Origin of the sequence: Mesorhizobium sp. M4B.F.Ca.ET.058.02.1.1 (assembly GCF_003952505.1) — a bacterium.
Taxonomy (GTDB): Bacteria; Pseudomonadota; Alphaproteobacteria; order Rhizobiales; family Rhizobiaceae; genus Mesorhizobium.
On sequence record NZ_CP034450.1, the window covers coordinates 5,138,477 to 5,156,112 of the forward strand.

The 17,636-nt window shown below is 64.9% G+C and carries 21 protein-coding genes; 7 read left to right on the top strand and 14 right to left on the bottom strand.

The window, feature by feature from the left end; translation table 11 throughout:
• Positions 1-75 precede the first annotated feature (75 nt).
• From EJ073_RS24925 to EJ073_RS24950, 6 genes are all read right to left on the bottom strand, one after another.
• Complete coding sequence (locus EJ073_RS24925) at positions 76-1,251, bottom strand: aminotransferase class V-fold PLP-dependent enzyme (RefSeq protein ID WP_245455773.1); 1,176 nt, start codon at positions 1,249-1,251, stop codon at positions 76-78.
• Between the two features lie 41 nt (positions 1,252-1,292).
• On the bottom strand, positions 1,293-1,754 hold the full coding sequence (locus EJ073_RS24930; protein ID WP_126057928.1) for a RidA family protein: 462 nt from the start codon (positions 1,752-1,754) through the stop codon (positions 1,293-1,295).
• Between the two features lie 93 nt (positions 1,755-1,847).
• Entirely contained in the window at positions 1,848-2,642 is a 795-nt protein-coding gene (locus tag EJ073_RS24935) for an amino acid ABC transporter ATP-binding protein (RefSeq protein WP_126059334.1), read from the bottom strand.
• 4 nt (positions 2,643-2,646) lie between these two features.
• Entirely contained in the window at positions 2,647-3,297 is a 651-nt protein-coding gene (locus EJ073_RS24940; RefSeq protein ID WP_126057929.1) for an amino acid ABC transporter permease, read from the bottom strand.
• Position 3,298: 1 nt separating this feature from the next.
• Positions 3,299-3,964 carry an amino acid ABC transporter permease gene (locus EJ073_RS24945; protein WP_126057930.1) on the bottom strand — a complete coding sequence of 222 codons (666 nt, stop codon included), beginning with the start codon at positions 3,962-3,964 and terminating at the stop codon, positions 3,299-3,301.
• A 97-nt stretch (positions 3,965-4,061) separates the two neighbouring features.
• Positions 4,062-4,901: a transporter substrate-binding domain-containing protein gene (locus EJ073_RS24950; RefSeq protein WP_245455351.1), complete on the bottom strand. Its 840-nt coding sequence runs from the start codon at positions 4,899-4,901 to the stop codon at positions 4,062-4,064.
• A gap of 157 nt (positions 4,902-5,058) precedes the next feature.
• Between EJ073_RS24950 and EJ073_RS24955 the strand changes: the two genes are divergently transcribed.
• Positions 5,059-5,850 (top strand): IclR family transcriptional regulator, encoded by a 792-nt coding sequence (locus EJ073_RS24955; protein ID WP_126057932.1) that lies wholly within the window; start codon positions 5,059-5,061, stop codon positions 5,848-5,850.
• 30 nt (positions 5,851-5,880) lie between these two features.
• Here the strand turns inward: EJ073_RS24955 and EJ073_RS24960 are convergent, their stop codons facing one another.
• Positions 5,881-6,084: a YdcH family protein gene (locus EJ073_RS24960; protein ID WP_126057933.1), complete on the bottom strand. Its 204-nt coding sequence runs from the start codon at positions 6,082-6,084 to the stop codon at positions 5,881-5,883.
• A 241-nt stretch (positions 6,085-6,325) separates the two neighbouring features.
• Here EJ073_RS24960 and EJ073_RS24965 point away from each other — a divergent pair, with 241 nt between their 5' ends.
• The 4 genes from EJ073_RS24965 to EJ073_RS24980 all read left to right on the top strand — a co-directional run bounded on the left by EJ073_RS24965 (position 6,326) and on the right by EJ073_RS24980 (position 9,231).
• Positions 6,326-6,505, top strand: coding sequence for a YdcH family protein (locus EJ073_RS24965; RefSeq protein WP_126057934.1), 180 nt, complete (start codon positions 6,326-6,328; stop codon positions 6,503-6,505).
• Between the two features lie 335 nt (positions 6,506-6,840).
• Entirely contained in the window at positions 6,841-8,091 is a 1,251-nt protein-coding gene (ispG, locus tag EJ073_RS24970; protein ID WP_126057935.1) for a flavodoxin-dependent (E)-4-hydroxy-3-methylbut-2-enyl-diphosphate synthase, read from the top strand.
• 5 nt (positions 8,092-8,096) lie between these two features.
• Complete coding sequence (locus tag EJ073_RS24975; RefSeq protein ID WP_126057936.1) at positions 8,097-8,951, top strand: lytic transglycosylase domain-containing protein; 855 nt, start codon at positions 8,097-8,099, stop codon at positions 8,949-8,951.
• Between the two features lie 25 nt (positions 8,952-8,976).
• Entirely contained in the window at positions 8,977-9,231 is a 255-nt protein-coding gene (locus EJ073_RS24980) for a hypothetical protein (protein ID WP_245455352.1), read from the top strand.
• Between the two features lie 21 nt (positions 9,232-9,252).
• Here EJ073_RS24980 and EJ073_RS24985 read toward each other — a convergent pair whose 3' ends face one another.
• On the bottom strand, positions 9,253-11,589 hold the full coding sequence (locus EJ073_RS24985; protein ID WP_126057937.1) for a response regulator: 2,337 nt from the start codon (positions 11,587-11,589) through the stop codon (positions 9,253-9,255).
• Between the two features lie 108 nt (positions 11,590-11,697).
• Between EJ073_RS24985 and EJ073_RS24990 the strand changes: the two genes are divergently transcribed.
• Positions 11,698-12,225, top strand: coding sequence for a hypothetical protein (locus EJ073_RS24990; RefSeq protein ID WP_126057938.1), 528 nt, complete (start codon positions 11,698-11,700; stop codon positions 12,223-12,225).
• An 11-nt stretch (positions 12,226-12,236) separates the two neighbouring features.
• Here the strand turns inward: EJ073_RS24990 and EJ073_RS24995 are convergent, their stop codons facing one another.
• Together EJ073_RS24995 and EJ073_RS25000 are read right to left on the bottom strand one after the other, a co-directional pair.
• Positions 12,237-13,253, bottom strand: a complete 1,017-nt coding sequence (locus EJ073_RS24995; RefSeq protein WP_126057939.1) for a zinc-dependent alcohol dehydrogenase family protein — start codon at positions 13,251-13,253, stop codon at positions 12,237-12,239.
• A gap of 30 nt (positions 13,254-13,283) precedes the next feature.
• Positions 13,284-13,679: a cupin domain-containing protein gene (locus tag EJ073_RS25000; RefSeq protein ID WP_126057940.1), complete on the bottom strand. Its 396-nt coding sequence runs from the start codon at positions 13,677-13,679 to the stop codon at positions 13,284-13,286.
• A 207-nt stretch (positions 13,680-13,886) separates the two neighbouring features.
• Here EJ073_RS25000 and EJ073_RS25005 point away from each other — a divergent pair, with 207 nt between their 5' ends.
• The gene (locus EJ073_RS25005; protein WP_126057941.1) at positions 13,887-14,780 is read left to right on the top strand and encodes a LysR family transcriptional regulator; all 894 of its coding nucleotides are present in this window, start codon (positions 13,887-13,889) and stop codon (positions 14,778-14,780) included.
• Positions 14,781-15,139: 359 nt separating this feature from the next.
• Here the strand turns inward: EJ073_RS25005 and EJ073_RS25010 are convergent, their stop codons facing one another.
• From EJ073_RS25010 to EJ073_RS25025, 4 genes are read right to left on the bottom strand one after another with little or no spacing between them, the layout of a single operon-like run.
• The gene (locus EJ073_RS25010) at positions 15,140-15,481 is read right to left on the bottom strand and encodes a hypothetical protein (protein WP_126057942.1); all 342 of its coding nucleotides are present in this window, start codon (positions 15,479-15,481) and stop codon (positions 15,140-15,142) included.
• Positions 15,478-16,359 carry an NAD(P)-dependent oxidoreductase gene (locus tag EJ073_RS25015; protein WP_126057943.1) on the bottom strand — a complete coding sequence of 294 codons (882 nt, stop codon included), beginning with the start codon at positions 16,357-16,359 and terminating at the stop codon, positions 15,478-15,480. The genes EJ073_RS25010 and EJ073_RS25015 overlap by 4 nt, the downstream gene beginning before the upstream one ends.
• Positions 16,356-16,892, bottom strand: a complete 537-nt coding sequence (locus tag EJ073_RS25020; RefSeq protein ID WP_126057944.1) for a gluconokinase — start codon at positions 16,890-16,892, stop codon at positions 16,356-16,358. Before EJ073_RS25020 ends, EJ073_RS25015 begins: the two co-directional genes overlap by 4 nt.
• Positions 16,861-17,616 (bottom strand): SDR family oxidoreductase, encoded by a 756-nt coding sequence (locus EJ073_RS25025; RefSeq protein WP_126057945.1) that lies wholly within the window; start codon positions 17,614-17,616, stop codon positions 16,861-16,863. The genes EJ073_RS25020 and EJ073_RS25025 overlap by 32 nt, the downstream gene beginning before the upstream one ends.
• Positions 17,617-17,636 lie beyond the last annotated feature (20 nt).

A 17,636-nucleotide genomic window follows, 5' to 3' on the forward strand; every position in this document is an offset into this window, starting at 1 on the left:
GCAAAGGCGCGCCTTAGCGGAATTCGCCAATCGCCGCAAGGATTGTCGCCGCAGCAAGGCCGCGGCCACGGGAGCCTAGTCCGGCCAGCGCAGCGATCCGGCTGAATCCTTGCGCGCCGCTTTCATCGCGTCGGCCGGGCGGTCATTCGCGGCCAGCACGGCGCGCAGGCGCTCGGCGACGATCTCGGCCTCGCCGGGATGGAGATTGCACGGATCGAGGAAGAAGTGGCCGCGCTCGACCTCGTGGTTGCGCACGATGATCGGCGGCAAGCCGGCGGCCAGCGCCGAGGCGAGGCCGGCGGCGGTGAAGCGGCTTTCGGGCGCGACGAATATTTGCAGGCGGTCGAGCGGATTGGCAGTCGGATCGGGAATGATGCGCGCGGCGATGCCGGGTAGACCCTGCAGCGCGTCCTTCCACAGATTGAGCGCCGCTTCCTCGCGCCGACGTATGCCGGCATGGTCGCGCTTCTCCCAGGCTTCCAGCGCCGCCATCGTGCCGGCGATGCTCTCCTTGCCGACCTTCATGGCTCGCGCAACACCGCGGTTCTGCAAATAGGCCGTGCGCACCAGATTCTTGCGGCCGGTGACGATGCCGCTGGTCGGGCCCGAGAGGAATTTGTGACCGCTGTAAACGACGATGTCGGCGCCACGCGCCAGGAAGCTGCGCAGATCGTATTCGGAAGCGGCGTCCACGATCACCGGCACGCCCTTGGCGTGGCAGATATCGCAGAACTCCTCCAGCGACAGCATGCCGTACTGCACGGTGTGATGGGCGACGACGTAGAGGGCGGCCGCCGTGCGCTCGTTGATCGCCTCGCGCACATGATAGTCCTGCGTGACGCTGACGGTGCCCGCCGGGACGACCCTTGCGCCGGCCACCCGGATCGACTGGTCGATCGGCGCGCCGTAGTTGACGATGTGGCCGAGCTGGATAACGACCTCCGACTTGAGGCCCTCGGTGTCGTCGGGCAGCCGCTCGATCGCCAGAAGGTTGGTGCCGGTCATCGCGCCGGCGATCGCCATTGTGATGCCTGAGGCGCAGCAGGCGGTGATGAAGCCGGCTTCGCCGCCGGTCAGCCGCGTGATGACCGTGCTGGCAGCGCGCTGCAGGTCGTCCATCTCCACCCATTGCGAGGCGATCTCGGCCATCGCGGCGATCGCTTCCGGAACGATGATCGAGGCGCCGAGCGTCGTCATCGTGCCGGAGACGTTGATGATCGGGCGCAGGCCGAGACGTTCGCGGATTGTCATGTTGGAGATCGTCATCTCTGGAATCCCATCTTGAAAAGACCTCAGGCGGCGATTTCGACCACCGCCTCGATTTCGACCGTGATGTTGCCCGGCAGCGAGCCGACGCCGATCGCCGAGCGCGCGTGCCCGCCGATCCTATCAAAGACGTTGGCGAAAAGATCGGAGCAGCCATTCACCACCTTCGGGTGGTCGCTAAAGGTCGGCGTGGCGTTGACGAAGCCGAGCAGCTTGACGACGCGCACGATGCGGCCGAGGTCGCCGGCGGCCGCATGCATGACAGCCAGCAGGTTAAGCCCGGTGAGGCGGGCATGCTGATAGGCCTCCTCGACGGTGACATCCTCGCCGACCTTGCCGGTGCAGAGCGTACCGTCGGACCGCAGGGGCCCCTGTCCGGAAAGGAAGATCAGCCGGCCGGCCTCGGCATGGGTGACGAAGTTGGCGATGGGCGTCGGCGGCTCGGGCAGCTGGAGGCCGAGTTCGGCGAGCCGGATGTAAGGCGTCATGTATTCTCCTTGCGGCGGCTCTTTGTTCTACGCAACTCCAGACGGAAAACCGCTTACACTTTTCCTGGAGTTGCTTTGGGTCGCTGCCCGATGTCAGAACTGCGAGGCGCGGAAGCGCGCCAGGAAGCTGCGGAGGCGCTCGTTGGAGGTCTCCGCCGCCAGGATCTCCTTCGGCGGGCCAACGGCGCTGACACCGCCATCGGCCATGAAGACGATGCGGCTCGAAGCGTCGCGGGCGAAGGCCATCTCATGCGTCACCATCAGCATGGTCATGCCGTCCTCGGCGAGCCTGCGCACGACGGCCAGCACTTCGCCGACCAGCTCCGGATCGAGCGCCGAGGTGATCTCGTCGAGAAGCAGGATCTTCGGATCCATCGCCACGGCGCGCGCAATGCCAACGCGCTGCTGCTGGCCGCCGGACAGTTCGGCCGGCAGGCTGTCGGCCTTGTGGGCGAGACCGACGCGGCCGAGCCAGTGCTCGGCAATGGTGCGCGCCTCGGCTTCGCTCTTCTTCCGCACTTTGGTGAGGCCGAGCATGATGTTGCCGGCCGCCGTCAGATGCGGGAACAGGTTGAAGCTCTGGAACACCATGCCGGTCTCGGCGCGCATGGCGGCGAGATCGCGCTCGCCGCGGCGCTGGCGCGTTCCAGTTTCGCGGTAGCCAACCTCTCTGCCGTCAATACGGATCGAGCCGCTGTCGTAGCTTTCGAGGAAGTTGACGCAGCGCAGCAGAGTGGTCTTGCCGCTGCCGGAGGGCCCGACGATGGTCACCACTTCGCCGCGCGCGACCTCGAGGCTGACGGAGCGGAGCACTTCGACGGGACCGAAGGCCTTGGAGACATCGCGGACTTCGAGCAGCGCGGGACTGGCGTTCGAGGCGTCGGACATCATGCTATTCCCTAATGAAGGAGAAGCGCCGTTCCAGCCGCCGGCTGGCGAGCGAAAGGGCGTAGTTGACCGCGAAGTAGACCAGCGCGCCGAGGATATAGAGCGGCATCGCTTCATAGGTGCGGCCGATGACCTGGTTGATCGCCTGCATCAGGTCGGTGATGCCGAGCAGCGAGACCAGCGCGCTGCCCTTGACCGCGTCGGTGACGCCATTGATCCAGGGCGGCAGGAAGCGCCTGAAGGCCTGCGGAAAGATGACGTAGGTCAGCTGCTGGCGGAAGGTCAGCCCGATCGCCATCGCCGCTTCGGACTGGCCCTTGGGGATTGAGGCGACGGCGCCGCGCAGATATTCGACGACCTGCGCCGTCTTGAACAGCGTGAGCGCCAGCACCGCGGCCCAGAAGGACTGCAGGTGAAGCCCGATCGCGGGCAGGCCGTAATAGACAAAGAACATCAACACCAAAATCGGGATGCCGCGGATGGTGTCGCTGAAGATGCGCACCGCCCAGCGCAGCGGGGCGGGGCCATAGACCAGGCCGACGCCGAGCGCGACACCGGCGATAAGCGAAAGCACCACGACCAGCAGCGACACCCACAGGGTGATGGCGAAGCCCTGGGCGAGGAACGGCACGGCGTAGAGGATCTGGCTCAGCATGTCAGCGTGCCGCCCTGAACCGGCGCTCGACGAGCCTGAGCGCGAAAAGCAGCGCATAGCCGGTCACCAGATACATGGCCGTGGTGACCAGGTAGACCTCGACGATGCGGAAGGTGTTGAAGTTGATCCACTGGGCGCCGTAGGTGAGCTCGGGCACCGAGATGACCGAGGCGATCGAGGTGTCCTTGAACAGCGAGATGAAGGTGTTGGAGAGCGCCGGCAGCGTGATGCGCAGCATCGTCGGCAGACGCACATGCAGCAGCCGCTGCCATGGGGTCAGGCCGATCGCCTTGCCGGCATCGAGTTGGCCGCGCGGCACGGCCTCGAGGCCGGAACGGAAGACTTCGACCAGGTAGGCGCCGCTATAGACCGACAGTGTCAGGACAAACGAGGTCGGCGCGCTGTAGGCGATATCGATCACAGTCGGCAGACCGTAGAAGACCAGATAGACCAGCAGGATCAGCGGCACGTTGCGGATGAACTCGACATAGGCGGCGATGATCGCCCGCACCGTGCGTCCGGCCGAAACGTACCAGACCGCCAGCACCAGCCCGATGACGATGCCGATGGCGATCGAGATGACGGCAAGCTCGAGACTGAGCAGCAGCCCGCCCCACAGCTTGTCGAAATGGCGCCAGATCAGGTTGAAATTGAGCGCGTAGCCCATATGCGTTGGCCTCAAAATATCCGGCGCGGCGCGAAGAGGCCGCGCCGCGCTGGGAGGGGATGGAAGGGTGCCGGAAACACCCTTTCCCCGAACGGCATCAGATGACCGGGAAGCCCGGATGACGCGCCGGCGGCTCCAGCCCGAAATAGTCCTTGAAGGCGGCGTCGTAGAGCGCCGTTTCGTGGCCGAACATGGCGATGGTGAAGGTCTGGTTGACAAAGGTCAGCCAGTCGAGATCGCCCTGCCGAAGCGCGGCGCCGTAGAGCATCGAGTACCAGCTCTTGCCGGCGTCGAAGTATTTGTCGGGATTGCGCGAGGCGAGCCAGCGCACAGTCGAGAGATCGACGGCGGCGGCGTCGACGCGCTTGGATTCCAGCGCCTGCAGCACGTTGGCCTGAGTGTCGATCTGCATCACCTGAGCCTGCGGCAGGGCGAAACGGACCGAGGTTTCGGCATCGACGTTCTGCAGGATCGAGACGCGGGTCGCCGAACCGGCGGCAAGCAATTTGTCGAAGGTCTTGTTTTCGGCTCCCGGCAAGGTCAGCAGGGCGACGCCTTCGACATAGTAGGGCCGCGAGAAGTTGATCAACTGCGAACGCTGGGCCGTCATGGTCATGAACTGGATGGTGATGTCCACCTTGTTGGTGGTAACGTTCGGAATGCGCTGCGCCGGGTCCTGCATGACGAACTCGACCTTGGTCGGATCGTCGAACAGGCCCTTGGCCAGGATCCGGCCCATGGTGATGTCCATGCCGACAAGCTCGCCGGCATCGTTCTCGAAATGCCAGGGCGCGTTGGTGCTGCCGGTGCCGACGATCAGCTTGCCGCGATCGAGCACCGTACGCAGCAAGCTGTCCGGCGCTGCCTGCGCGGCCGCCTTTTTCGCATCGACCGTCGCCGCCACGCTCATCACGCCGGCCGTTGCCAGTCCAGCCATTCCCAGTTTCAGAAATTCACGCCTTTTGGATGTGTCGTTCACGGCGACCTCCTTTCGTGTGTTCCCCTTTGCAGATACACGTGCATTCGATTTGATTGTCTCTTACAAAAGACACGTGTATCTTGTACAAGACAGATACTAGCACCGGAAATCAGCAATGCAAGATGGCAATGACGTCATGGATCGGCAGAGTCCGAACGAGGACAAGGTCTCACGCGAGAAAGGCCTCAACCGGGTGCTGGAGATCCTGGAGTACCTGCACACGACACAGCGCGCGATCGGCATCGGCGATCTCGCCAAGGGCGTGAACGCGCCGCGTTCGACCACCTATACGCTGGTGCGCTCGCTGGTCGACGCGGGGCTCCTGGAAATGGCCGGTGACGGCAACCGCGTCTATTTCGGCAAGAAGCTCTATCTCTATGGAATGGACTATGTGCGCGGCAACGACCTGCTGCGGAGGGGCCGCCAGGAGGTCGACAACCTGTCACAGGAGACGGGCGAGACATCCGAATTGTGCATGCTGCAGAGCGGCCGCTACACGATCATCCATTCCAGTCCCGGCACGAGGCCGTTCCGCATCAGCTCGGCCACCGGCCTGCAGATACCGCTCCCCTGGACCGCTTCCGGCAGGCTGCTGCTTGCGGGCTTCGAACGGGGCCGGATCGAAGCCATGATTACCGAGGGCGACCTCATTCTGCCGGACGGCCGCAAGCTCGAACTCGACGATTTCATCGACGACATCGGCAAGGCACGGGCCACGGGCTATTGCGTGACCTCAGGGCTCGTCGACGCCTACACCAAATGCCTGGCCGCGCCGGTTTTTTCGGCGCCGGGCAAGGTCGAGGCAACGATGTGCCTGGTCGTTCCGATAGACACATCCGAGGAGCGGACAGGCGAACTCATCGCCCTTCTGCGTGAGCGCGCGGCACGGCTGTCGATCGCGGCGTGAGCCGATCGGGCCGCGAGGCCCGGCCATCGGTCAGGCGATGATGTCGGGGATGATGCGATCTTCCAGCGCCATCAGCCGGTCCTTGAGGAAGAGTTTCTTCTTCTTCATGCGCTGAATCTGCAGGGGGTCGCAGCCGGTTGCGATCATCGCATTGATGGCGGCGTCGAAATCGGCGTGTTCCTGCTTCAGGCGGGAAAATTCGAGCCGGATCTCGGCCTGTTCCTGTTCGGACATTCTCTACCGTCTGCACGTCTGCGGCGCCCAAGAGATGGGCCTGATTGGGCGGGGCCGGTGGGGTTTTGCAACCGGCGCGCCGCTCATATCACATTTCACATTGTCGTGGAATGCTACCACAGGGTATTCGACATCGGGATTGGTTGGTGGCAAAGTGTCATCGTGCTGTCACAGATGCGGACTGGCGGTGGGCGCATTTTGGCGGCTGCAATCGAGGAAACCATGAAAGGGAGAACCAATCATGTCTCTTGCATCCCATCTTGATGAGTTGCAGCGGAAACACGGTGACATCGAACGCGAGCTCACCGATGCGATGAACCATCCATCGGTCGACGACCTCGAAATCGTGAATCTCAAGCGGCGCAAGCTGGCAATCAAGGACGAGATTGAAAAGCTGAAGGCGAAACCGACGACGCACTGACGCTCCTCTAACAAAAGCCGCGCCGCCTTCGGCGCGCGATCATCTTTCCGGTGGCAGTCCTGTCACCGGAGATGTTCTGTTTTTTGTCCCGACAGACGATCCGGTCGCTTCAGGCATGCGAATTGCGTGCATCGGGCGCCGTCTAGACTGCTCCCGCCATTCATCTCGACATGTGAATTGGCTCAGCAGTCGGCCACGGCGGTGCGCAACGGTCGCATCGCCGCCGCGCCGATTGCGGCTTTTCGCCCACCCATTGCCATTGACAAGCCATCTTTGCTCCTCCACCTCATGCCCGGACCCTTGAGCACGCTATGCTCTGAGCAAAAGGTGCCGGCATGACCGGATATTTTTCTTCCCCCTTCCCGCGCCGCGCATCGGTCGGCGTCGACGTTGGCGGCGTGATCGTCGGCGGCGGCGCGCCTGTCGTCGTGCAGTCGATGACCAACACCGACACTGCCGATGTCGATCAGACGGTCGCCCAGGTCGCGGCGCTGCACCGCGCCGGCTCCGAGATCGTGCGTATCACCGTCGACCGTGACGAAAGCGCCGCCGCCGTACCCGCCATCCGCGACCGGTTGGCGCGGCTCGGCATCAATGTGCCGCTGGTCGGCGATTTCCACTATATCGGCCACAAGCTGCTTGCTGACCATCCGGCCTGCGCCGAGGCGCTGGCGAAATACCGCATCAATCCCGGCAATGTCGGCTTCAAGGACAAGAAGGACCGGCAGTTCGCCGCGATCGTCGAGATGGCGATCAAATACGACAAGCCGGTGCGCATCGGCGTCAACTGGGGCTCGCTCGACCAGGAACTGCTGACGCGGCTGATGGACGAGAACCAGGCGCAAGGCTTTCCGCTCACCGCGCAGGAGGTCACCCGCGAGGCGATCGTGCAGTCGGCGATCCTGTCGGCAGAGATGGCCGAAGAGATTGGCCTTGGCCGCGACAAGATCATCCTGTCGGCCAAGGTGAGCGGCGTACAGGACCTGATCGCCGTCTACACCGAGCTCGCCACCCGCTCCAACCATGCGCTGCATCTCGGCCTCACCGAGGCCGGCATGGGCACGAAGGGCATCGTCGCCTCGTCCGCTGCCATGGGCATCCTGCTGCAGCAAGGCATCGGCGACACGATCCGCATCTCGCTGACGCCGGAGCCGAACGGCGACCGCACGCGCGAGGTGCAGGTGTCGCAGGAACTGCTGCAGACGATGGGCTTCCGCCAGTTCGTGCCGATCGTCGCGGCTTGCCCCGGCTGCGGCCGCACCACCTCGACGGTATTCCAGGAACTCGCCCAGAACATCCAGGCCGATCTCCGCAAGAACATGCCGGTGTGGCGCGAGAAGTATCCAGGGGTCGAGAACCTCAAGGTCGCGGTGATGGGCTGCATCGTCAACGGTCCCGGCGAATCCAAGCATGCCGATATCGGCATATCGCTGCCCGGCACCGGCGAGACGCCGACGGCGCCGGTGTTCGTCGACGGCAAAAAGGCGGCGACCCTGCGCGGTCCTTCGATCGCCCAGGATTTCGAGAAGATGGTCGCCGACTATATCGAGCAGCGCTACGGACGCGGCAAAGCCGCTGCGGAGTAGACCTGATGCGGCGTTTCCTGAGGGCGACGCTGATCCTGTTTTGCGTGGCGGGCTGGGCTGCAACAGCACAAGCCGATCCGCCGCCGTCCGCCAAGCAGCGGCTCATCGGCAAGGTCTGCAATCTGATCGAGGCGCACGCCGTCGGCAACGGCCTGCCTAAGGATTTCTTCGCCCGGCTGATCTGGAAGGAGAGCCGGTTCGATCCCAATGCGGTGAGCCCCGTTGGCGCCGAAGGCATTGCCCAGTTCATGCCGGGTACGGCAAAGATGCGGGGATTGGCCAACCCTTTCGACATCGAGCAGGCTATTCCCGCCTCGGCGAAATACCTTGCCGAAATGAAGGTTAGCTACGGCAATCTCGGCCTGGCGGCCGCCGCCTACAACGCCGGCGAGAACCGCGTGTCGCGCTGGCTCGGCTCCGGCGGCTTCCTGCCGATGGAGACCGAGAGCTACGTCTTCGACGTCATGGGCGAGCCGGTCGACAAATTCTCGGATGCCTCCTATGCCGGCAAGATCGAGCCGCTCGATGCCAACGCAAGCTTCGCCGCCGCCTGCCGCAAGCTGCCGGTGATCATGTCGCAAACCGTTGCCATGGCCTCGATCAACGTCAAGCCCTGGGGCGTGCAGGTGGCCGGCAATTTCCGCCGCAGCGCCGCGGTCAGCCAGTGGCTGAGGGTCAGGAGCCGCTTCCCGGCGCTGCTTTCCAATCACGATCCGGTGGTCAGCCGTGTGCGCACGCCGATCGGCCGGCGCGGCATCTATGCGGTTCGAATCGGCGCCGACAGCCGCGGCGAGGCCAATGGCATCTGCCAGAAACTGCACGGCGTCGGCGGCGCTTGCCTGGTGGTGCGCAACCGTTGACGGGATGGCGGGAGGGCGTTCGCAGATGACAGCCAGGATCGTCCCGCTGAATGAGGTCGGCAGCGCCGGCAAGAGCTCGATCGCCAGGGCATTGCAGGCGACAACGGCCAAGCCCTTCCTGCATGTGCCGATGGACGCCTTCCTGGAAATGCTGCCCGAGGCGCTGCAGGATCATGCGCAAGGCTTCTCCTTCGAGACCAGCTGGCAGGACGGCAAGCCGTCCGTCGCCATCAAGGCCGGCCCATGCGCCGAGCGGACAAAAGCCAAGTTCCAGTTGTAGGACAACGGGCTCGGTCGCGCCTCACGCTGTCTTCACCGCGACCGTCTCGCTGAGCCAGGTGCCGATCTTGCTGCCAAGGCGGTCGGGCGAGATCGGCTTCGCCAGATAATCGTCCATGCCGGCCTCGATGCATTTCTCGCGGTCGCCCTTCAGCGCGTGGGCGGTGACGCCGATGATCGGCGTGTGGCTGCCGTTCTGCCGTTCGATCTGACGGATGGCGCCGGTCGCCTCGTAGCCGTTCATCTCTGGCATCGAGACATCCATCAGGATCAGCCTTGGCCGCAGCGCCCTGTACATCTCCACCGCTGTGCGGCCGTTGCCGGCGATGCGGTAGCTGAGGCCGAGGCCATTTAGGATCTGGCCGAAGACAAGCTGGTTCACGTCATTGTCCTCGGCGATGAGGATGTCGATCGGACCGTTCGGCGCGGCCGCCGGTTCCGGCGCGGGGGGCGCCGGTGTGGCCGGACCGTGAATAACGGTGAAGGCCGGCGCGGGCGCTGCTTTCGGCGCGACTGCCTCACGAACGAAGTGTGCCTTGCCGACCTGGGAACGCGCCTTCTGGATCACCGAGATGACGGTGCCGAGGAGGACGGCCGAGCGCGCCGGCTTGGTCAGATGCGCAGCGATGCCGAAATCGATGACCATCTTGCCGAAATCGACCTGGTCGACCGAGGTCAGGATCACCACCGGAATGGAGGACATGCGGCTGTCGGCGGCAATGGCCTTGGCGACGTCGGCGCCGCTCATGCCCGGCATCTGGTAGTCGAGGATGATGCAGTCGACAGCGGCGCCGAGCTGGCTGGCGCGGTCGAGGAAGGCGAGGCCGACGGCGCCGCTTTCGGCGGCGGCGCAGTCGAAGCTCCAGCTCCGCAACTGTTCCAGCAGGATCTCGCGGTTGACCGGATTGTCGTCGATGACCAGCACGCGCGCGCCGGTGACGTCGACCGGCACGATCTCGTCGCGCGCATCCTGGCTGTGCGCTGGCAGCGGCACGGCGAACCAGAAGACCGAGCCGCGGCCGATCTCGCTCTCGACGCCGATCTTGCCGCCCATCAGATCGACGAGGCGGGCAGCGATCGCCAGGCCAAGGCCGGTGCCCTCGTGGCGGCGCGTCGAGGAGCCGTCGACCTGCGCGAATTTCTCGAACACGCTCTGCAGCTTCTCGGCCGGAATGCCGATGCCGGTATCCTCGACACGAACCTTGAGCTGGACGACGCCGTCCGTCACTTCGCCGCCGACATCGACCAGCACGTGGCCCTTCTCGGTGAACTTCACCGCGTTGCCGACCAAATTGGTGACGATCTGCCTGAAGCGCCCGGCATCGCCGACGACGAAGGACGGCAGCCGCGGATCGACACGCACGATGAGCTCGATGTTCTTCTCTGCGACGCGCGCCGACACCAGCGTCGCCACGTCCTCGACCGCTTCCGACAGACGGAAAGGCGCCGGGTCGAGCATCATCTGGCCGGCGTTGATCTTGGAGAAGTCGAGGATGTCGTTGATGATGGTGAGCAAGGCATTGCCGGATTTGACGATGACGTCGGTGAAGGTCTTCTGACGCGTGGTCAATTCGGTCTTGGCCAGAAGCTCGGCCATGCCGAGCACGCCATTCATCGGCGTGCGGATCTCATGGCTCATATTGGCCAGGAATTCGGACTTGGCGCGGTCGGCGGCCTCGGCCTTGAACAGCGATGCCGCGGTCTCGGCAAAGGCGCGGCGGATCGCCTTTTCCATCGGCCTGAAGACCCAGAAGGCGACGATGCCAAGCACCGCGAACAACAGGCAGCTCGCCCACAGAAGCAGCCTGTCGCCGGCCGCGTCGGCCAGATGACGCTCATTGTCCATGGCGGTGCGGACGCGGACCAGCATCGGCTGCGCAAACAGGTCGTTCTGGTTGCGGATCTCGCGATAGCTCCATTCGTCGACCTTCTGCGCCACCGACATCAGGTTGAAGTTGCGCACCATGTCGCGCGCCGACCAGAACAGGTCGCCGTTCACGGAAGCGGAATCGAGCTCGTTGAGGGTGTTCTTCGACAGGCGCGGCCGCAGGGCGGCGAGCCTGGCGGTGAGGGTCTCGACCTCGCCGGAAAGTCGTTCCGAATGGCCACGTGCCGACGCCACCAGGCCATCGCGCGTCTCGGCGCGCCAGGTGGTGCCGGTGGTCTCGGCGAAATTGGTCGCGTTGCGCAGGTCGCGGCCGAAAATGACCAGATTGCCGCTCAGCGCGTCGACGTCATGACGAAAGGAGTTGACGCGGTTGAGCGCAAACATGACCACGGCGGAGGCCAGCGCGAAGATCAGCAATCCAGACAGATAACGGATCCGGATCGACCGGATGAACGAAGAATATTCCGGCATGCGCAACCCCAACACATACGCATAATTTTAATTGTCGGGATTACGCTTGATTTACATTAAGATTTCGTTCGCGTGGCAGTCGCCGCGCAGTTTGCTGAGAACGTCAAAATGCGGGCATTGCGCTTTTCGGCGATCGGTTTCGCTTCTGTGCTGCTGTCGACCTTCGCCTGGTGGGTCGTCGCCCCAAGTAGCGCGGCGGCAGCCACGACCACGAACCTCCCTGAATTGTGCCGACAGGTGAAGAACGACGACACCATCCGCCCCTATTCGCACGATCTTTACGACGGCACGGCCAAGGCGTTCAAAAGGCTGTTTCCGGACGCCAATGGCGCACCGCAGGAGTCCGAATTGCAGGCACAGGCCAACTATCGCTGCATGAACGGCAAGGTGCTGGTCTGCTTCGTCGGCGCCAACCTGCCTTGCGCCAGGATGAACGCCGCGCGCGACAATCCCGGCGCGGATGAATTCTGCAAGGCCAACCCGAATGACGACGTCGTACCGGCCTTCGTGACCGGCCACGACGCTGTCTATTACTACAAATGCCGGAACGGCAAGGCGGTGATCACCGGCAATCCGTGGCAGCTCGACAAGCGCGGCTTTGCCGTCAAGCTGTGGACCACGCTTCCCGGCAACTGAGGCCGGCTAGACTAGACGGAAAGCATCACCTTGATCGCACGGCGTTCGTCCATGGCGCGGTAGCCTTCGTCGACTTCCGCCAGCGGCAGCTGCAGGTCAAAGACCTTGCCGGGCTTCATCCTGCCCTTGAGCACGCGGTCAATCAGGTCAGGCAGGAAGCGGCGGACGGGCGCCGGGCCGCCCAGCATGCGTTTTTGGCCGAAGAACAGGTTCTGGCCGTCAAAGGTGACGCCATGCGGCACGCCGACATAGCCGATCGTGCCGCCGGGGCGCGAGCAGGCCAGCGCCTGATCGAACGATTCCCGCGTGCCGACGCATTCCAGCACCGAGTCGGCGCCAACGCCTCTGGTGAGTTCCTTGATGCGCGCTACGCCGTCCTCGCCGCGCTCGGCCACGATGTCGGTCGCGCCGAACTCGCGGGCGAGTTTCTGGCGGCTTGCATGGCGGCTCATGGCGATGATGCGCTCCGCCCCCATCTCCTTCGCCGCAAGAACGCCCATCAGGCCGACGGCGCCGTCTCCGACCACGACGACCGTCGATCCTTGCCGCACCTCGGCCGCGTCGGCCGCATACCACCCGGTGCCGAGCACGTCTGACACGGCCAAAAGGTCAGGCACCAGTTCGGCCGGCGGAACCTCGGCGGTAGCCACCAGCGTGCCGTCGGCCAGCGCCACGCGGGCATAAGGCGCCTGCGCGCCGGACATGAACTCGCGCTGTACGCAGGAAGACTGGAAGCCGAAGCGGCAATGCGGGCAGGTGTTGTCGGAGAGGCAGAACGAGCCGACGACGAATTGGCCGGGACGGACCGTGCGCACCTCTGCGCCGACCTCGACGACGATGCCGCAGTACTCGTGGCCCATATGCATCGGGCCGTCCACCGGCTGGAGCCCGCGATAGGGCCACAGATCCGAACCGCAGATGCAGCTCGCCGACAGCTTGATGATGGCGTCCGTCGGCTGAAGGATTTTCGGATCGGCGACCTCCTCGCAGCGGATGTCGCCGGGCTTGTGGAGAACGGTTGCGAGCATGCTTGTTTCCTTTCGTTCAATCGCGGGAGGTCAGGCGCTGTATTCGGCGTCGGTGACGTGTTCCAGCCACTCGACGGCCTTGCCGTCCTTGATCTCCTGGACGGCGATATGGACCATCGCGGTCTGTGGCGAAGCGCCGTGCCAATGTCTTTCGCCGGGAGCGAACCAGACGACATCGCCTGGCCGGATCTCCTCGACCGGGCCACCCTTGCGCTGCACGCGACCAAAGCCGGCAACGACGATCAGCGTCTGTCCCAGCGGATGCGTGTGCCATGCGGTGCGGGCGCCGGGCTCGAAGGTCACCTGTGCGCCCTGCACTCGCGCGGCGTCGAACGGGTTGAAGAGCGGATCGATGCGGACCGTGCCGGTAAACCAGTCCGAGGGACCTTTGCCGGAGGGCCTCGTGCCGGCGCGAATAATGTCCATGGTGATCTCTCGTCTGTGCGTTTTTGATGTGGGCGGCCGCAGGTGAATGCGGGATCTTCGACCCAGTTGGCAGAGCCCGACTGGGGCGCCGGAGAGCCTCCCGCGCCGACTTGCGGGGAAGATATTGCGGTCGACCTCGTTCGAATAGGCGATATAATCCGCATGGACTTATCGATACCTGATATAAATCTGGATCACGAGGCAGCGATGCAACGCGACGGCATGAAGGATCTACTCTGGTTCGTGGCGGTCGCGCGGGAGCGCAGCTTCACCAGGGCAGCGGCGAAGCTCGGAACCTCGCAGTCGACGCTCAGCCACACGATCAAGGAATTGGAAGCGCGCCTGGGCGTTCGGCTGCTGACGCGCACGACGCGAAGCGTCGCGCCGACCGAGGCGGGCGAGCGGCTCTACCAGTCGCTCGTGCCGCGTTTCGAGGAGATCGAAGCCGACCTGGCAAGCCTGGTGGCCTTTCGCGACAAGCCGTCGGGAACGGTCCGCATCACGCTCTCCGACCACGCGCTGCAGTCGACCGTCTGGCCAAGGCTCGAGCCGGTGCTTCGCGACTATCCCGACCTCAATGTCGAGCTCTACAGCGACAACGGCATGCGCAACATCGTCGAGGAGCGCTTCGATGCCGGCGTGCGGCTCGGCGAGAGCATCGACAAGGACATGATCGCGGTGCGGATCGGCCCGGACTGGCGGCTGGTGGCCGTCGCCTCGCCAGACTATTTCTCCCGCCGCCCGGCGCCCAGGACACCGCAGGATCTGGTCGGGCACGACTGCATCAACCTGCGGCTGACGACGTTCGGAGGCCTCTATGCGTGGGAATTCGCCAAGGGCGGCCGCGACCTCAGGGTCCGGGTGGAGGGCCAACTCACCTTCAACTCGACCATCCCGATGGTCGACGCCGCGATCAGCGGCTCAGGCATCGCCTATGTGCCGGAAAGCCTCGTCAGCCGCCACATCGCCGAGGGGCGCCTGACGCTGGTGCTCGGCGACTGGAGCCCGCCCTTCGCCGGCTATCATCTCTACTATCCGAGCCGGCGGCTGCTCTCGCCGGCATTGGCGGTGATCGTCGACGCCCTGCGGCACCGGAGTTGAGGAGCAGAGGCGCTTGTTGGCTTAGATCAGCCGCTGCCCGCCGTCGAACGTGGATGGTCTCGCCGGTCATGGTGCCTCCTCGCACATCGCGAGCTACTCTACGAGCCCGTCAATCGCGAGTGGCGCGTTTTCGCGATTTCGGTCCGTCTTTCAGCCGGCGGACCAAAGGCTCCGGAAGCGCCGCCGCCTGAGCCTCCGCAGGTCTCCCGAGAGCCACCTCGAGCGCCGACCGTCGCTGTCTTTCCCGCAATCCGAAAGCAGGCAAATAGCCGAGGGTCTCCGCCGGTCAGTCGTTGCTGGTCATCGCCACAAATGTCGTGTCGCATCGCCAAGGCACCGCAGCCATTGTGCGGTGCCGGTCAATTCTCCGCCAGCGGAAACTCGTTGGCGATCGTGACATGGTGGTGGATGCGGCCCTCGAAATATCGGCCCAGCACCGCCTCGGTCGCGGCGCGCGATTCGGCGCGGGCGGGGCTGGCGAGGGCCGCGTCGACCGCCGCCAGGTCGCGGTAGTTGATCGCCAGGATCATCGGGAATTCCGGCGCGCCGTCGTCGCGCTTCTCGGCGAAGGAGACGCGGACATCGAGCGCGCCCGGGAAGGCTTTCCATTTGGGCAGGACGGTCTCGATCACGTCTCTGCGGAACGCTTCCGTCTGGCCGTCCTTCACCTTGCCCTCGAACAGTGCGTAGCGCGTAATCATTTGCCGTCCTCTTTGCGTTGGAAGAATTCCATCAGTGCGGCCTGGTCCTCGCCGCCCAGTCCGGCGGCCGTCAGCAGCCGATGCACCTCGGCGCAGACTGCTGTCAGCGGCATCGCGGTGTGCGTGCGCCGCGCCAAATCCTGGGCGGCGTTGAGGTCCTTCACCATGTTGTCAATGCGGCCGGTGCGGCGGTAGTCGCGGGTGGCGAAGCGCGGCAGGTACTCCTGCAGGATGGCGCTGTCGGCGCGGCCGCCCTTCAGCGCCTGCGGGATCTTGAGCACGTCGACGCCGGCGTCGAGCGCCAGGCGGGTCGCTTCCGCCACGGCCATGAAATTCAGCGCGCACAGCACCTGGTTGATCAGCTTGGTCGTCTGGCCGGCGCCGGCCGGTCCCATATGGGTGTAGTTGCTCGCGACGTCGCGCAGCACGGCGTGGGCATCCGCAACGTCCTGTGCCTCGCCGCCAGCCATCAGCGTCAACTCGCCGATCAGCGCCTTGGGCGCACCGCCGGAGAGCGGACTGTCAACCCAGCGCAAACCCTTGTCGCTCGCATCGGCGGCCAGCTGGCGCGTCGCGTCGGGATCGATGGACGACATGTCGATGATCAGCGTGCCGGGCCTTGCGCCCGCAGCCACGCCGGCGTCGCCGAACACAGCGCGGCGCACGATCGCGGCTGAATTGAGGCTGAGGATGACATAATCCGCCGCGCCGGCCGCCTCGGCCGCGCTCGCCATCGCAGTCGCGCCCCTGGCGACCAGCGCCTCGACCTTGGCCTTGTCGAGGTCAAACACAGCGAGGCGATTGCCGGTGGCGAGCAGGCGCTCGCCGATCGCTCCGCCCATGGCGCCGGCGCCAATCAGTGCGACTCTGTTGGTCATGTCGGTCCTCCCGCCAGCCTGGCTGCTATGTCCGCGACGATCTCATCGAGCGGCGCAGCGATTGTCACCGCGATCGCATTCTCGTCCTTGCCCGGCACCTCCAGCGTCGCGAACTGGCTGTCGAGCAGGCTGGTGGGCATGAAGTGGCCGGTGCGCTCATGCATGCGCTTCGAAATCAGCTTGCGCGAACCGTCGAGATAGATGAACAGCACCGGCTCGCCTGCTTGCTCGGTGATGAAATCGCGATAGACGCGTTTCAGCGCCGAGCAGCCGACGATTACCGGCGCGGGCCGTTGCCGCAGCGTTTCGCCGACCTTGGCCAGCCAGGGCCACCTGTCGGCATCGTCGAGCGGAATGCCGGCGCTCATCTTGGCGATGTTGGCCTCAGGGTGCAGCTTGTCGCCATCGACGTATGTCGCCGAGATCGCATGGGCGAGCGCCTCGCCGACCGTCGTCTTGCCCGAACCGGTGACGCCCATGACCACCATGCGCGGCGGGGGATCAGATCGAAGCCGTGATGCCGCCGTCGACATAGAGAATGTGTCCATTGACAAAGGATGACGCATCGGAGGCTAGGAAGACGCAGGCGCCGACCAGTTCCTCGACCTGGCCCCAGCGACCGGCCGGCGTACGCTTTTCGAGCCAGGCGCTGAATGCCGGGTCGGCGACGAGCGCCGCATTGAGCGGGGTGTCGAAATAGCCGGGCGCGATCGCGTTGCATTGCAGGCCATGCCTGGCCCAGTCGGTCGCCATGCCCTTGGTCAGGTTGCCGACCGCGCCCTTGGTCGCCGTATAGGGCGCGATGCCGGGGCGGGCGAGCGCGGTCTGGACGCTGGCGATGTTGATGATCTTGCCGCGGCCGCGCCCGATCATGTGCCGCGCCACGGCCTGGCCGACATGGAAGACGCTGGCGACATTGGTCTGCAGCAGGCGCTCGAAGGCGTCGGCGGGAAAGTCCTCGAGCGGCGTGCGGAACTGCATGCCGGCATTGTTGACCAGGATGTCGATCGACCCGCCGGCAAGCTCGAAAGCGTCAATGGCGGCGCGGACCGCATCATGGTCGGTGGCGTCGAAGGCGAGCGTCGCGGCGCCCGGAATGTCCGCTGCCGCGGCACGCAGCTTAGCTTCGTCGCGGCCATTGAGCACGACCTTGGCGCCGGCTTCGGCGAGGCCCTTGGCCAAGGCAAAGCCGATGCCTTGCGAGGAGCCGGTGACGAGCGCGGTGCGCTCGGTGAGATCGAACAGTTTGGACGACATTTTCCTGATTGCCTCTCGTC

Bases quoted from the DNA above. Each gene is read 5' to 3' on its own strand.
- EJ073_RS24925 (WP_245455773.1), bottom strand. From the start codon at position 1,251: ATGACAATCCGCGAACGTCTCGGCCTGCGCCCGATCATCAACGTCTCC.
- EJ073_RS24930 (WP_126057928.1), bottom strand. From the start codon at position 1,754: ATGACGCCTTACATCCGGCTCGCCGAACTCGGCCTCCAGCTGCCCGAG.
- EJ073_RS24935 (WP_126059334.1), bottom strand. From the start codon at position 2,642: ATGTCCGACGCCTCGAACGCCAGTCCCGCGCTGCTCGAAGTCCGCGAT.
- EJ073_RS24940 (WP_126057929.1), bottom strand. From the start codon at position 3,297: ATGCTGAGCCAGATCCTCTACGCCGTGCCGTTCCTCGCCCAGGGCTTC.
- EJ073_RS24945 (WP_126057930.1), bottom strand. From the start codon at position 3,964: ATGGGCTACGCGCTCAATTTCAACCTGATCTGGCGCCATTTCGACAAG.
- EJ073_RS24950 (WP_245455351.1), bottom strand. From the start codon at position 4,901: ATGGCTGGACTGGCAACGGCCGGCGTGATGAGCGTGGCGGCGACGGTC.
- EJ073_RS24955 (WP_126057932.1), top strand. From the start codon at position 5,059: ATGCAAGATGGCAATGACGTCATGGATCGGCAGAGTCCGAACGAGGAC.
- EJ073_RS24960 (WP_126057933.1), bottom strand. From the start codon at position 6,084: ATGTCCGAACAGGAACAGGCCGAGATCCGGCTCGAATTTTCCCGCCTG.
- EJ073_RS24965 (WP_126057934.1), top strand. From the start codon at position 6,326: ATGTCTCTTGCATCCCATCTTGATGAGTTGCAGCGGAAACACGGTGAC.
- ispG (WP_126057935.1), top strand. From the start codon at position 6,841: ATGACCGGATATTTTTCTTCCCCCTTCCCGCGCCGCGCATCGGTCGGC.
- EJ073_RS24975 (WP_126057936.1), top strand. From the start codon at position 8,097: ATGCGGCGTTTCCTGAGGGCGACGCTGATCCTGTTTTGCGTGGCGGGC.
- EJ073_RS24980 (WP_245455352.1), top strand. From the start codon at position 8,977: ATGACAGCCAGGATCGTCCCGCTGAATGAGGTCGGCAGCGCCGGCAAG.
- EJ073_RS24985 (WP_126057937.1), bottom strand. From the start codon at position 11,589: ATGCCGGAATATTCTTCGTTCATCCGGTCGATCCGGATCCGTTATCTG.
- EJ073_RS24990 (WP_126057938.1), top strand. From the start codon at position 11,698: ATGCGGGCATTGCGCTTTTCGGCGATCGGTTTCGCTTCTGTGCTGCTG.
- EJ073_RS24995 (WP_126057939.1), bottom strand. From the start codon at position 13,253: ATGCTCGCAACCGTTCTCCACAAGCCCGGCGACATCCGCTGCGAGGAG.
- EJ073_RS25000 (WP_126057940.1), bottom strand. From the start codon at position 13,679: ATGGACATTATTCGCGCCGGCACGAGGCCCTCCGGCAAAGGTCCCTCG.
- EJ073_RS25005 (WP_126057941.1), top strand. From the start codon at position 13,887: ATGCAACGCGACGGCATGAAGGATCTACTCTGGTTCGTGGCGGTCGCG.
- EJ073_RS25010 (WP_126057942.1), bottom strand. From the start codon at position 15,481: ATGATTACGCGCTACGCACTGTTCGAGGGCAAGGTGAAGGACGGCCAG.
- EJ073_RS25015 (WP_126057943.1), bottom strand. From the start codon at position 16,359: ATGACCAACAGAGTCGCACTGATTGGCGCCGGCGCCATGGGCGGAGCG.
- EJ073_RS25020 (WP_126057944.1), bottom strand. From the start codon at position 16,892: ATGTCGACGGCGGCATCACGGCTTCGATCTGATCCCCCGCCGCGCATG.
- EJ073_RS25025 (WP_126057945.1), bottom strand. From the start codon at position 17,616: ATGTCGTCCAAACTGTTCGATCTCACCGAGCGCACCGCGCTCGTCACC.